Source organism: Cellulophaga baltica 18 (assembly GCF_000468615.2).
In the GTDB taxonomy this organism is placed as follows: domain Bacteria; phylum Bacteroidota; class Bacteroidia; order Flavobacteriales; family Flavobacteriaceae; genus Cellulophaga; species Cellulophaga baltica.
On record NZ_CP009976.1, the window covers coordinates 1,442,540 to 1,456,452 of the forward strand.

The following is a 13,913-nucleotide window of genomic DNA, read 5'->3' on the forward strand; positions in this document are numbered from 1 at the left end:
GCTTAGAATACAAGGATATCTCACTATAACGTTGTAGTGGGCTGATAATTTAACAAATGACTATTTTATACAATATGAAAGATTTAATTTTTAATAAGCGCAGTTTACTTTTCATTTATTTTTCACTTTTTTTATTCTTTTTATCGTGTAAAGAAGAAAAGAAAAAAGAGGAGGTAATTCCGGAAATAGAAGAAGAGGTTGTAGTCACTCCATTTTTTAAATTATCAATAGCACAATGGTCCATGCATAAAATGGTTTTTGATGATAAGGTAAGCCCATATACATTTGCAGAAAAAGCCAAAGCTTTAGGTTTTTCTGGATTGGAATATGTGAGCGGTTTGTATTATGAGGAATTAGAAAAAGAAAATTTTTCTGAAGAGGCAATGGCGGCTTTCGTTGAAAAATGTAATACAGAAAGTAAGAAACATGGAATGACAAATCTTCTTATCATGATTGATGGTCAAGGTAATCTTGCTACGGAGGATGCCGAAGAACGTAAAGCGGCGGTAGAAAACCATTACAAATGGGTAGATGCTGCGGCGGCCATGGGATGCCACTCTATCCGTGTAAATTTAGCTGGCGGAACCACTAAAGAAAAATGGTTGGAAAGTGCTGTAGATGGCTTAACCCAATTAGCAACTTATGCGAAGGATAAAAATATAAATGTACTGGTAGAAAATCATGGAGGGTATTCTTCAAATGCGTCAGATTTGGCTGCGGTAATGAGTACTGTTGCTATGCCAAATTGTGGTACGCTTCCAGATTTTGGAAACTTCTGTATGAAAAGAAAAGATGGTTCTATCTATAACGGTGAATGTGCAGAAGAGTATGATATGTATAAAGGTGTGAAGGAATTAATGCCTTATGCGAAAGGTGTAAGTGCAAAGTCCTACAATTTTGATGCGGAAGGAAATGAAACTAAAATCGATTTTTATAAAATGATGAAAATTGTAAAAGAGGCAGGTTATGAAGGTTTTGTTGGCGTAGAATATGAAGGAGATGTATTGACGGAAGAAGAAGGGATTATAGCGACTAGAGATTTGTTGCTTAAGGTGGCTAAAGAGTTATAATACTAATGATCTATGTATTTAGATAGATGAATTAGATGGGCTAGAAGAGATTCATTATCAAAACCAAAGAACTACCTTCGATATAATTACTTAGGCAGAAAATTTTGATACAAGAATTGAAAGCAGAAACTCAAAAAGGAGAACAATAGAACAAACAACCAATTTATATATTATCAACATGGAACAAATAAATAAGAGTAAAGTTTTCTTAGCGGCCTGTATGGCATTAATTGTAACGTCTATGACTTTTGCAATTAGAGCGGGTATTTTAACGCAGTTAGGAGAAGATTTTGGAATTACCAATCAAGAGTTGGGTTGGATTAATAGTATGGCATTCCTAGGGTTTCCTTTGGCAATGTTGCTTGGAGGACTTTTGTTTAATTCTTTAGGGGCTAAAAAATTATTAATTGTGGCTTTTGTTTGTCACTTACTAGGATTGGTACTTACCATATTTGCTGGTGGTTTCTGGACGTTGATTATCTCTACCTTCTTTATTGGCTTTGCAAATGGTTCTGTAGAAGCAGCATGTAACCCTATGATTGCAGATATGTATACCAACAATAGAACAGCTATGTTGAATAAATTTCATGTTTGGTTTCCTGGAGGTCTAGTAATAGGATCTTTAGTTTCTAAATTCATGACAGACGGGGGTTTAAATTGGCAGTTACAAATTGCAACCATGTTAATACCAACCGCTATCTATGGTTTCTTAATATTTACCCAGAAATTTCCTCAGAGTGAGAATATTGAATCAAATACATCATCTAATATAAAGGCGCTTGCAAACCCATTATTTTTATTCATGATGGTGTGTATGACCCTTACGGCAACTTCAGAATTTATACCACAACAATGGATAGAAACAATTTTAGGTAGCTCAGGAGCAAGTCCAATGTTAGTATTAGCTTTAGTTACAGGGATTATGGCTTTAGGAAGATTTTTTGCAGGGCCAATTATTCATAGGCTTAATCCTATTGGCGTTTTGCTAATGTCTGCCATAATTACGGCTACAGCAATTTATTTTATGAGTGTCGCAGACGGTTCTATGATTTATGTGGCGGCAGCTTTATTTGCTCTAGGTGTTTGTTATTTCTGGCCAACAATGATAGGGTTTATATCAGAATATACGCCTAAAACAGGAGCTTTAGGAATGTCATTGGTAGGGGGTGCAGGAATGTTTGCAACCTCTATTTGGAATCCAATCATTGGTTCAAGATTAGATGCGGAAAAAGAAAGTGCAATTGCTTCTGGTTTGGTAGGAAAAGTGGCAGAAGTTGCTGCAGGAAAAGCAGTGTTAGGGTTTATGGTATACTTTCCAGTAGCCTTGATAGTTTTATTCGGAATTCTATTTGTTATTCGTAAAAAAATAGAAGAAAAAAGAGTAAACCAAGCAGCGGCACATTAATTAGAATTATTTAGTAGAAAAGATTAAAACACAAAAATGGCAAAGAAAATTAGATTAGGAATTTTAGGCGGAGGTGGCGACTCTCTTATTGGAATATTACATAGAGTTGCGTCACAGATTAATGATAATTATGAAATTGTAGGTGCGGTTTTCAATCCAAATTTAGAAGATAGTGTTGCATTTGCAGAAGAAATAGATATACCAACAAATCGTATTTATAAAGATTTTGATACCTTGGTAGAAGAAGAGCTAAAGCTTCCGGAATCAGAACGTATTCAAGTATGTTCTGTGCTTACGCCAAATTTTTTACATTTTCCAATGGCGAAGAAATTGTTGGAAAACGGTTTCAGCGTTATTTGTGAAAAACCAATGACAACCACGTATGAAGAAGCTAAAATTTTACAAGCTACCTTAGAAAAAGCAGGAACAATTTTCGCAGTAACACATACGTATACCGGGTATCCTATGGTGCGTCAAATGCGTGAAATGATTAAGCAAGGTGCTTTGGGTAAGATCCAGAAAGTAGATGTGCGTTATTACCAAGGTTGGTTAAATCCGGTAATTCACGACAAGGAAAAAAGATCTTCTACATGGCGATTAGATCCTGAGAAAGCAGGAATTAGCTGTTGCATGGGAGATATAGGGGTGCATGCTTTTAATATGATTGAATATACCACAGGAATGCAAGTAAAATCTATCCTAGCCGATTTGAATTACTTGTATGAAGACAATCAAATGGATATTGATGGTACGGTATTGGTCCGTTTTGATGGAAATGTAAAAGGTGTGCTTCGTTCAAGTCAAATTGCAACAGGGGAAGAAAACGGATTAGCAATTGCTATTTATGGCGATAAAGGCGGATTTAGATGGGAACAAGAAAATCCTAACTACTTATACGTTATGAGTGATGACAAGCCGTTACAGGTCTACAAACCAGGTCATGCGTATAATTCTGAACTATCCTTAAACGGTACAAAATTGCCTCCAGGACACCCAGAAGGTATTTTTGATTCTATGGCTAATATCTACTTAGGGGTGGCAAAAGCTATTAGAGGGCAAGAATATAACGATGGTGAATTTCCTACCATGATGGATGGTGTAAGAGGGCTAAACTTCATAGAAAGCACTGTGGCTTCTCATAAAGATGGGAATACATGGGTGGTATTAGATTAAGAAATATACCGTAAAAGAAAAAGCCGCATCATGCGGCTTTTTTTATTCGTATACTTTTTCAAATTCTTGACAGACGACAATCATACTGTCTCTAGGTTCTCTTTTAAAAGGAGCTAGTTCTCGCGTATAATAATCCCAATGGCTTTTTTTCCAATGTGCTAAGCTCTTGTCACCCTCACCTTCTAAACGGGCATACGCTTCATTTATGCTGAAGAATGGCTTTAGTTTTACGGCGGTAGTTTTTACAATGCATTTAGCATTACCAGCCCAATCTGTAATTACTAGGAAATCACCTATTTTAGGCAGCGGTTCATTTCGTAATTGCAACCCTAAGAGTGAAGGGGAGGTAGCTTTTTTCGTGTTTTTTAAAACTAATTCTACACATTCGTTAGCATCTTTTTCATTATCGCAAAAGTGAATGGTCTTTGGTGCGCTAACAAAAGCATCTTCTAAATGTTTATCTAAATAATCGCCCCACATGTTTCGGGCTGAAGCATTGTCCATAAATTCTTGTCTATTACTTATGCAAATTTACCTAATTTGAATTGTTCTGCAGCATGGTTTGCAGCTCTTGCTGTAAAAGCCATATAAGTTAATGATGGATTTACGCAGCTAGAAGATGACATAAAAGCACCATCCGTAACATAGACATTGGGTACGGTATGTATTTGATTGTATTTATTTACCATAGATGTTTTAGCATCGTGTCCCATTCTAGCGCCTCCCATTTCGTGGATGCCTAATCCTGGTCCTGTTTCCTTGTCATATACGTTTACATCCTTGAAACCAGCCTCGGTTAATATAGCAGCGATTTGCGTTTTAATATCTTCACGCATGTTGTATTCGTTTTCTTTGAATTCAACATCAAAATTTAATTGCGGTAAGCCCCACTTATCTTTTTTGCTCACACTTAGCGTAACACGATTTTCGTCATAAGGTAAAAACTCTCCAAAACCTGTGGCGCCAATTTGCCATTGTCCAGGTTTTAAAATATTTTCTTTTAAAGCGGCACCGTATCCCATCTCTGCAACAGCGTCTGTCCAGCTGCCACGGCTTGCGCCACCCTGATATCCAAAGCCTCTTAAGTAATCTTTCTTTTCAGATGATTCATCTAAGTTTACAAATCTCGGAATGTAAAACCCATTAGGTCTTCGGCCTTTATAATATTTATCTAAATAGCCTTCTACTTTTGCATTGGCACCAAGTTGATAGTGGTGATCCATAATTCCTCTTCCTAAAGCATCAGAATCATTCCCCAATCCGTTCGGGAAACGTTCAGATTTTGATTGTAGCAAGATGCCAACGGAAGCCATTGAAGAAGCGCATAAGAAAATCACATCAGCATTAAATGTTATTTTTTCATTGGTTTCTGCATCTATGATTTTTACCCCGGTAGCTTTCTTCGTAGTGTCGTCATAAATAACCTCGTACGCAATAGAATTAGGTCTTAGGGTCATGTTTCCGGTACGTTCTGCTGCGGGTAAGGTAGAAGAGTTACTGCTGAAGTATCCTCCAAAAGGGCAACCTCTCCAACATCTATTTCTATATTGACAGGGTTGTCTGCCTTCAATAGGTTTTTCTTTATCTGTAATATGAGCCACACGTCCAATGGTTAATAAACGTCCGTCATCAAATTTTTCAGTCATGGATTTTTGAAGGTCTTCTTCTACGCAATTCAAATCCATCGGAGGTTGAAATTTTCCATCAGGTAATTGTTTGAGCCCTAATTTTTGTCCGCTTACACCAATGTATTCTTCCACTTTATCATACCAAGGAGAAATGTCTTTATAACGTACAGGCCAATCAACACCATGACCATCTTTTTTGTTTGCTTCAAAATCTAAATCGCTCCAACGGTAAGACTGTCTTCCCCAGGTCAATGATCTACCACCTACATGGTACCCTCTAATCCAATCAAAACGTTTGGTTTCCTCATAAGGGTGCTCTAAATCGTTTACAAAAAAATGTTTTGAATCTTCGGTGGGCGCCCAGCCAATCCTTTTCTGAATATGGTATTTTTTCTTGTCTTCTTTGGAGAGTTCGCCTTTTAAATCATAATCCCAATTATCATCATTCATGGTTTTATAATCTTTAATGTGCGCTACCATTGGTCCTCTTTCTAGAACTAATGTTTTTAATCCGTTCTCACAAAGCTCTTTTGCAGCCCATCCTCCGGTAATTCCTGTTCCTACAACGATTGCGTCGTATTTCTCATGCTGATTCATTGCTGTATATGTGTTATTATTCTATTGTAATTAGTATATTTAGTCATTGTCAATTTGAAATGGTAGTAGCATATCAAACATTAAATATAAGAGATTAATTCTTAAATTTTTAGTAATCAAATCATTCAAACAGTAATTTTTTAAATAATTAATAAAATAGTGATGAAAACAATAAAAGGACCAGCAGTTTTTTTAGCACAATTTGTAGATAGTAAAGCACCGTTTAATTCTCTTGATGGAATGTGTAAATGGGCGGCAGATTTAGGCTATAAAGGAATTCAAATTCCAACTTGGGTAGATTTCTTAATAGACTTAGATAAAGCGGCAGAAAGCCAAACCTATTGTGATGAACTTAAAGGCAAGATTAACTCTTATGGATTAGAGATTACGGAACTTTCAACACACTTACAAGGGCAGTTAGTAGCTGTAAACCCGGCTTACGATATAATGTTTGATAATTTTGCGCCAGATAAGGTTAAAAACAATCCTAAAGCGCGTACAGCTTGGGCGGTAGAAACGGTAAAAAAAGCAGCCACAGCTAGTAGACGTTTAGGGATAAATACCCACGCTACTTTTTCCGGAGCTTTACTTTGGCACACCATGCACCCGTGGCCACAGCGACCAGCTGGTTTAGTAGAAATGGGCTTTGAAGAATTAGCAAAACGTTGGATGCCTATTTTAAATCATTTTGATGAACAAGGGGTAGATGTATGTTATGAAATTCATCCAGGAGAAGATTTACATGATGGCGATACGTTTGAGCGTTTTTTAAAGGCGACAAACAATCATAAGCGTGTAAACATTCTTTATGATCCTAGTCATTTTGTTTTGCAACAGCTAGATTATATTGCCTATATAGATCATTACCATGAGTTTATTAAATCATTCCATGTTAAAGATTCTGAGTTTAATCCAACGGGGAAAAAAGGAGCTTTTGGTGGTTACAATGATTGGGGAGATAGAGCAGGGCGTTATAGGTCTTTAGGTGATGGTCAAATAGATTTTAAAACAATCTTTTCTAAACTAACACAATATGGTTGTGATGTTTGGGCGGTTATGGAATGGGAGTGTTGTATTAAAAGTCCAGAACAAGGCGCAAGAGAAGGTGCTAAGTTTATTCAAGACCATATTATTGAGGCAACAGAAAAAACATTTGATGATTTTGCGGGTTCAAAAATTGACAACGAGGTATTAAAGAAAATTTTAGGAATTTAATTGCAGTGCGATGAGAAAAGTTATGATGCTTGCCTTTCTGACGATAATTATCAGTTGTAAAGAAGAGGCAAAGAAAGTAATAGAATCGGAAGAGCCGGTTCCCGAAAAGAGTGCGGAAGAAGAGTGGGTTGTATTATTTGATGGGACTAATTTTGATGCCTGGAAAGAGTATGGTAAAGAAGGTGTTTCTAAACATTGGAAATTGGAAGGTTCAGCCATGGTATTTTATCCGCCGGAAGAAAGGCCTTCTGGAGATGCTTTCAACTTAGTGACCAAGGAGGAATATACAGATTTTGTATTGTCTTTAGAATGGAAAATAGCAGAAGGCGGTAATAGCGGCATTTTTTGGGGAGTAAAAGAAGATCCAAAATTTTCTGAAGCCTACCAAACAGGTCCAGAAATACAGGTCTTAGACAATACAAAGCATCCTGATGCTAAAGCAGGAACTACACACCAAGCAGGGGCTTTGTATGATATGGTGGCACCCTCTAAAGATGTTACCAAACCTGTTGGAGAATGGAATTTATGCGAGATAACCATTAACCATAAAACAAACACTGGTAAAGTAGTGCTTAATGGTGTTGATCTGGTAGACTTTGCTGTTAATGATCCAGAATGGAGCACTATGGTTTCGAAATCGAAATTTGCGGATTGGGAAGCTTTTGGAAAGCATCCTACAGGAAAAATAGGTTTGCAAGATCATGGAGACATGGTTTCATATCGAAATATTAAAATCAAAAAACTTTAATCAAACGCAACTTAACACAACTACCCATGAAATATTTTTATTTAATTACGGTGCTTACTTTATTTTCTTGTAATGCTCAGGTTAAAGAAACTAAGGTTAAAAAAGAGAGTGCTGTAATTACGTATGAAGAATACACAGGAGAAGAACCTACTAAACCTGAACAAACGGAATTTTACACTCCTGTTCCTCCTGTAGTTAAACCTTCTGATGCTAATACGGCTCCAAGTGATGCTATTATTCTATTTAACGGCAATAGCTTAAATGAATGGGTGAGCGCTAAGGATGAAGATAAACTCGCAGATTGGATTATTAATCCGGATAGTAGCTTTACCGTAAAGAATAAATCGGGAGATATTAAAACTGTTAAGGAATTTGGCGATATACAATTGCATCTAGAATGGAAGTCTCCTGCTACTATAAAAGGTAAGAACCAAAGTAGGGCAAATAGCGGGGTTTTTCTTCAAGGACGGTATGAGGTGCAAATCCTAGATAATAATGATAACGATACTTATGTAAATGGGCAGGTAGGAGCTATATATAAGCAGCACGTACCCTTAGCCAAGGCTTCTGTTCCTAGTGGTGAATGGAATACCTACGATATTATTTATCACGCACCTGAATTCAATAAAAATGGACAAAAAACACAATCTGGCACTATTACAGTGCTACACAATGGTATTCTAGTGCAAGATCATGTGGAAATTAAAGGAACTACGCCTTATATTGGTTGGCCTAAAAACGAAGCACATGGCAAAGCGCCAATCATCTTACAAGATCATGGAGATGAAAGCGGAGTTAGCTTTAGAAATATTTGGGTTAGAGCCTTAAACTAATCAGTTTTTTAGAACAGATTAGAACTTTGCATAGATGGGAAATAAGTAAAGGTGATTTTTTAATTACCTTTGCTTAAATTAATAGCTATTTATGATTCAGTCTATGACGGGTTTTGGGAAGCATGTGATACAGCTTCCTAGTAAAAAGATAACCATCGAAATTAAATCTTTAAACAGTAAGAGTTTAGATTTAAACGCCAGAATACCATCTTCATACAAAGAAAAAGAACTTCAACTTAGAAAAACTATAGCAACTGCGCTGGTTAGAGGTAAGGTTGATTTTAGTTTGTATGTTGAGAATACTGGAGATGAAACTACGTCAGTAATCAACGAGGTTGTTGTGCGTCAATATATGAAGCAACTTAGCGCTATAGCTAATGTTGAAGATGCTCATTTGTTAGAAATGGCAATTAGAATGCCAGATGCTATGAAAACAGAGCGTGAAGATATAGACGAGCAAGAATTTGTCGCTATAGAAGAAGCTTTAGTTGTTGCCTTGAAAGAAATTAATATCTTCAGATCTGAAGAAGGTCAGGTTTTAGATGATGATTTTGTTACTAGAATTACAACCATCAAAAACTTGCTTATCGATGTAGAAAAATTAGACGTAGACCGTTTAAGTACTATTCGTGAGCGTTTAGAAAAAGCGGTGGCAGACCTTGCTGTAAATCTAGATGCAAATAGGTTTGAGCAAGAGCTTATCTATTATCTAGAGAAATACGACATCACAGAAGAGAAAGTACGTTTGACCAATCATTTAGATTATTTCATTACTACCTTGAAATCTGTAGATTCTAACGGAAGAAAATTAGGGTTTATCTGCCAAGAAATAGGAAGAGAAATTAATACTATTGGTTCTAAAGCCAATTTTGCACCATTACAACAAGTAGTAGTGCAAATGAAAGATGAATTAGAAAAGATTAAAGAACAAATGCTAAACGTATTGTAATGAAGGGAGGAAAACTTATCATATTTTCTGCTCCTTCAGGAAGTGGAAAGACAACTATTGTTAGACATTTATTAGAAAAAACCGATTTAAACTTAGCATTTTCTATTTCAGCGACTTCTAGACCTAGAAGAGGGAAAGAAAAAAATGGAGAACATTATTATTTTATGTCGCTTTCAGAATTTAAAAGACATATTAAAAATGATGACTTTTTAGAGTGGGAAGAAGTGTATAGAGATAATTTTTACGGCACCCTTAAAACGGAAGTAGAACGTTTATGGGCAGAGGGTAAAAATGTTATTTTTGATATTGATGTTGTTGGAGGTTTAAGAATTAAAAAGAAATTTCCAGATCAAACCTTGGCAGTATTTGTAAAGCCACCAAGTGTAGATGAGCTTAAAATACGTTTAAAAAAGCGTAGTACTGAAAGTGATGATAAGATAAACATGCGTATTGCTAAGGCTTCTGTAGAGTTAGCAACAGCACCGCAGTTTGATATGATTATCAAGAACTATGACTTAGATACGGCATTGGCAGAATCTTATGAGTTAGTACAAGATTTTTTGAGTTCTAAAAACGAGGAGTAGTTTGAAAAAAGTTGGTTTATATTTCGGAACATTTAATCCAATACACATAGGTCATTTGATTATCGCTAATCATATGGTTGAATTTTCAGACCTTGATGAGGTTTGGTTTGTAATCACGCCTCAGAGTCCGTTTAAAACTAAAAAATCATTAGTAGATAATCAGCATCGGTACCAAATGGTTTTAGAAGCTATAGAAGCTTATGATCATTTAAAACCAAGTACCATAGAGTTTAATTTGCCGCAGCCAAATTACACAGTAACCACTTTAGCTTATTTATCAGAAAAATATCCTAGCGGATATGATTTTTCGTTGATTATGGGTGAAGACAACCTAAAAGGGTTTCATAAATGGAAAAATTATGAGGTTATCTTAGAAAACTATTCTATTCATGTCTACCCTCGAATTTCCGAGGGTAAGATTGAACATCAATTTGATGGGCACCCTAAGATTACTATTGTTGATGATGCTCCTATTATGGAAATATCATCCACATTTATACGTCAGAAACACAAAGAAGGGAAGAATATTAAGCCGCTATTACCCCTAGAGGTCTGGAAGTATATAGACGAAATGAATTTCTACAAAAAATAGATTAATCTGCTATAATAAGCTTCTCAGCCCAAGTTATAGCATCGCTTAAATCATCAAATATATGTACGGGCTTGTGAACAAATGTTTGTTCCATTTCGGCAATTTCTTTATTAATACTATCATAGACAACAACGGCGAACCCCTTGAGGTTTGGGAATATAGGCACTGTTTTGAAATGAGATGTCGGATTAAAAGAATAAGAGTTTACGCGGTTTGATATAAAAACAAAGGGTGTATGTTTTCCATAATGTTCTTTTCCTAATTGTATAGCTTCCTGTGAGGTCTCAAAAGATAATGCAATCCCTTCATTAACTTCTGAGACCACGTAATTTTCATAAAAATAAAACGTACCAATTGTTAGTTGGTATCTTTTAATTAATGTTCTATTTAGTTGAGAAGTCATAGGTGTAATTGTAAACGTACTTTAAGTTAAGAAATAGACGTATAGATGACCCGTTAAAATGTATGCTTTTTAGTAAATAGTGTATAGTATGCACTTTTGTTTAGGATATTGGATGTGTTAGCTAGCCTACTGCAGGTTAAAAATGTTAAGGTTTTTTAAAAACCTTAAGTTTTGAATAGTGTTTTTCTAAATTTAGAAACTATAATCAATCTTATATATGAAAAAACTACTACTACTGTTCATTTGTCTATCTGTAATTTCCTTAGAAAATGCTCAAGCACAAAAAAAGAAAGGTAAAAAATCTAAAGCGGTAGCGGCACCTACGGCAAAATCAAAAGATAAAGATGCCATTAAATCGTATGCGGATGTAATTACAAAAGAAGCCATTACAGATGATGGTTTGTTTAAAACGCATCAAGTTAAAAAAGAATATTTTTATTAAATACCCTTCAATGTTTTAAATAAAGACATGCTTTGGGTGAGTAGAATTGCTCAGATTCCAGAAGGTTTGGGTGGCGGTTATATGAATGCCGGTTCTAAAACCAACGAGCAAGTGGTGCATTGGTTGCGGTTTCAGGATAAAATTCTCTTGAAAATAAAATCGTTTTCGAATATTGCACCAGATACTAAAGCAATTGCTAAGTCTGTTCAGGTAAATAATTATGAGCCCACTTTATATGCTTTTAATATTGAAGCTTTCAATGCTGATTCTACAGCCGTTGTTATTAATGTAACTAAGTTCTTCTCTGAAGATGTACCTGCTATTAGTGGTCTGTCTAGTAGATTGCGAAAAGAATACAAAGTAAAAAAATTAGATGCCTCTAGGAGTTTTGTGAATAGTGTAAAGAGTTTTCCTGAAAATATTGAAGTTAAACAAGATTTTACCTATAGTGCTTCAGAGCCTCCAACCCAGGCCAAGTCAGAATCAATAAGTCTTCAAATGAATCAATCTATGATTCTTTTACCTGAAGTGCCTATGCAACCAAGATTGTATGATCCTCGTGTAGGATTTTTTACGGTAAGCCAGAATGATTTTGGAAGTATGCAGTTAAAGGCTGATGAAAAAACATACATTAGACGCTGGAGGTTAGAACCAAAAGATCCTGAGGCGTATGCTCGTGGGGAATTAGTAGAGCCCGTAAAGCCTATTGTTTATTATTTAGATCCTGGTACTCCAGAGAACCTAAAGGCTTACATGAAGCAAGGAATAGAAGATTGGCAAAAACCTTTTGAAACGGCAGGATTTAAAAATGCCATTATAGCAAAAGATGCACCTACTCCAGAAGAAGATCCAGAATTTAGTCCAGAAGACATTCGGTATTCTGTAGTGCGCTATGTAGCTAGTACTACTCGTAATGCGGTAGGTCCTAGTGTTTCTGATCCTAGAAGTGGGGAAATTATAGAGAGTGATATTATTTGGTATCACAATCACTTAAGGAGTTATAGAAATAGATATTTATTAGAGACAGGAGCTGCAAATGTTTCTGCACGAACCTTAGATACACCAGAGGAAGAAATTGGAGAGATGATGCGTATGGTAATTGCGCATGAAGTGGGGCATGCGTTAGGTTTTCCTCATAATATGGCGGCTAGTTATTCCTATCCGGTAGAGTCTTTAAGAGATGGTGCTTTTACCCAAGAATTTGGTTTAGCTGCAAGTTTAATGGATTATACACGGTACAATTATGTAGCGCAACCGGGAGATAAAAATATTCGTTTTATACGTCAAATGGGACCTTATGATCATTACGCCGCCAATTGGGGATATCGGTACATTGCAGAAGCAAATTCTGCAGAAGAAGAAGTTCCTGTTTTAGATCAATGGATTGCAGAAAAGGCTAATGACCCTAAGTATAAATTTGGGAGACAGTCAAGTACTTTTGATCCTCAGTCTCAGACCGAAGGCGTAGGGGATGACCCTGTTGCAGCGAGTACCTATGGATTAAAAAACTTAAAATATGTAGCCGCAAATTTACCTGCTTGGACTTCTGATAAAACAAATAATTATGATGATTTAGAGGAATTGTATGGTGAGCTTTTAGGAGTTTATAGTCGTTATATTGGTCATGTAGTTACCAATATTGGTGGGGTTTTTGAAGATCTAAAAAAGCCAGAACAAGGCGGATTCGTGTATACGCGTTTAGATGAAAAATCACAGAGGGCATCCATGCAATGGTTGCAGAAAAATATTTTTGCTACGCCAGAATGGTTGATTGATAAAAGTATCCTTCAGAATATTGACCATGCTGGATATTTTGAAAAGGTGAGAAAACTACAAGAACGTCATTTAAATTCGCTTTTGAGTTTTGATCGTCTTGGTAGATTAATGGATGCAGAAACTACTGCTGTAAATTACTATAGTGCTTTAGAGATGTTGAAAGACTTACGTACTGGGCTTTGGAGTGAGGCCAATAGTGCAAAAAATGTAGCTATATATAGGAGAAACTTACAGCGTTCCTATATTGATCGGATGGGGTATTTACTAAAAGAGGAGTATACGCCAAGACGTTTTAATAGAGGAGGTTTTGAAGGAGCTATAAATTATGAGGTTGCTGCGTCTGATCTAAGAGCATTGGTCAGGGGAGAGCTTACAAGTTTACGCTCTAAGCTCAAAACTGCTAGAAAAGCAGGGGTTAATACCGTAACGCGCTATCATTATGATGATGCTATAGCAAGGATTGATACGTATTTAGATACGTCATCAAAATAAGCAAAA

The 13,913-nt window shown here is 36.1% G+C and carries 12 protein-coding genes and 1 pseudogene; 10 read left to right on the forward strand and 3 right to left on the reverse strand.

Annotated features, from left to right (window positions below; translation table 11 throughout):
* Positions 1–74 precede the first annotated feature (74 nt).
* The 3 genes from M666_RS06090 (at position 75) to M666_RS06100 (ending at position 3,648) form a co-directional block, all read left to right on the forward strand.
* Complete coding sequence (locus M666_RS06090; RefSeq protein ID WP_024482150.1) at positions 75–1,070, forward strand: sugar phosphate isomerase/epimerase family protein; 996 nt, start codon at positions 75–77, stop codon at positions 1,068–1,070.
* 178 nt (positions 1,071–1,248) lie between these two features.
* Positions 1,249–2,475, forward strand: a complete 1,227-nt coding sequence (locus M666_RS06095; protein WP_024482149.1) for an MFS transporter — start codon at positions 1,249–1,251, stop codon at positions 2,473–2,475.
* Between the two features lie 36 nt (positions 2,476–2,511).
* Positions 2,512–3,648 carry a Gfo/Idh/MocA family protein gene (locus M666_RS06100; RefSeq protein WP_029447342.1) on the forward strand — a complete coding sequence of 379 codons (1,137 nt, stop codon included), beginning with the start codon at positions 2,512–2,514 and terminating at the stop codon, positions 3,646–3,648.
* A 42-nt stretch (positions 3,649–3,690) separates the two neighbouring features.
* Here M666_RS06100 and M666_RS06105 read toward each other — a convergent pair whose 3' ends face one another.
* Together M666_RS06105 and M666_RS06110 are read right to left on the reverse strand one after the other, a co-directional pair.
* Positions 3,691–4,152: an ASCH domain-containing protein gene (locus M666_RS06105; RefSeq protein WP_029447341.1), complete on the reverse strand. Its 462-nt coding sequence runs from the start codon at positions 4,150–4,152 to the stop codon at positions 3,691–3,693.
* 17 nt (positions 4,153–4,169) lie between these two features.
* Positions 4,170–5,873, reverse strand: a complete 1,704-nt coding sequence (locus M666_RS06110; protein WP_029447340.1) for a GMC oxidoreductase — start codon at positions 5,871–5,873, stop codon at positions 4,170–4,172.
* A 162-nt stretch (positions 5,874–6,035) separates the two neighbouring features.
* Between M666_RS06110 and M666_RS06115 the strand changes: the two genes are divergently transcribed.
* The 6 genes from M666_RS06115 (at position 6,036) to nadD (ending at position 10,794) form a co-directional block, all read left to right on the forward strand.
* A complete protein-coding gene (locus tag M666_RS06115) occupies positions 6,036–7,088 on the forward strand; it encodes a sugar phosphate isomerase/epimerase family protein (RefSeq protein WP_024482145.1) in 1,053 nt (350 codons plus the stop codon).
* Positions 7,089–7,098: 10 nt separating this feature from the next.
* The gene (locus tag M666_RS06120) at positions 7,099–7,836 is read left to right on the forward strand and encodes a 3-keto-disaccharide hydrolase (RefSeq protein ID WP_024482144.1); all 738 of its coding nucleotides are present in this window, start codon (positions 7,099–7,101) and stop codon (positions 7,834–7,836) included.
* Between the two features lie 26 nt (positions 7,837–7,862).
* On the forward strand, positions 7,863–8,669 hold the full coding sequence (locus M666_RS06125; RefSeq protein ID WP_029447339.1) for a 3-keto-disaccharide hydrolase: 807 nt from the start codon (positions 7,863–7,865) through the stop codon (positions 8,667–8,669).
* A 91-nt stretch (positions 8,670–8,760) separates the two neighbouring features.
* A complete protein-coding gene (locus tag M666_RS06130; RefSeq protein WP_025616127.1) occupies positions 8,761–9,618 on the forward strand; it encodes a YicC/YloC family endoribonuclease in 858 nt (285 codons plus the stop codon).
* Positions 9,618–10,202: a guanylate kinase gene (gene gmk / locus M666_RS06135; protein ID WP_024482141.1), complete on the forward strand. Its 585-nt coding sequence runs from the start codon at positions 9,618–9,620 to the stop codon at positions 10,200–10,202. Before M666_RS06130 ends, gmk begins: the two co-directional genes overlap by 1 nt.
* Before the next feature lies 1 nt (position 10,203).
* Entirely contained in the window at positions 10,204–10,794 is a 591-nt protein-coding gene (gene nadD / locus M666_RS06140) for a nicotinate (nicotinamide) nucleotide adenylyltransferase (protein WP_029447338.1), read from the forward strand.
* 1 nt (position 10,795) lies between these two features.
* On the opposite strand, the gene M666_RS06145 is transcribed toward nadD, so the two are convergent.
* A complete protein-coding gene (locus tag M666_RS06145) occupies positions 10,796–11,197 on the reverse strand; it encodes a hypothetical protein (protein ID WP_024482139.1) in 402 nt (133 codons plus the stop codon).
* Positions 11,198–11,414: 217 nt separating this feature from the next.
* Between M666_RS06145 and M666_RS06150 the strand changes: the two are divergent.
* Positions 11,415–13,907 (forward strand): annotated as a pseudogene (locus M666_RS06150) (zinc-dependent metalloprotease).
* Positions 13,908–13,913 lie beyond the last annotated feature (6 nt).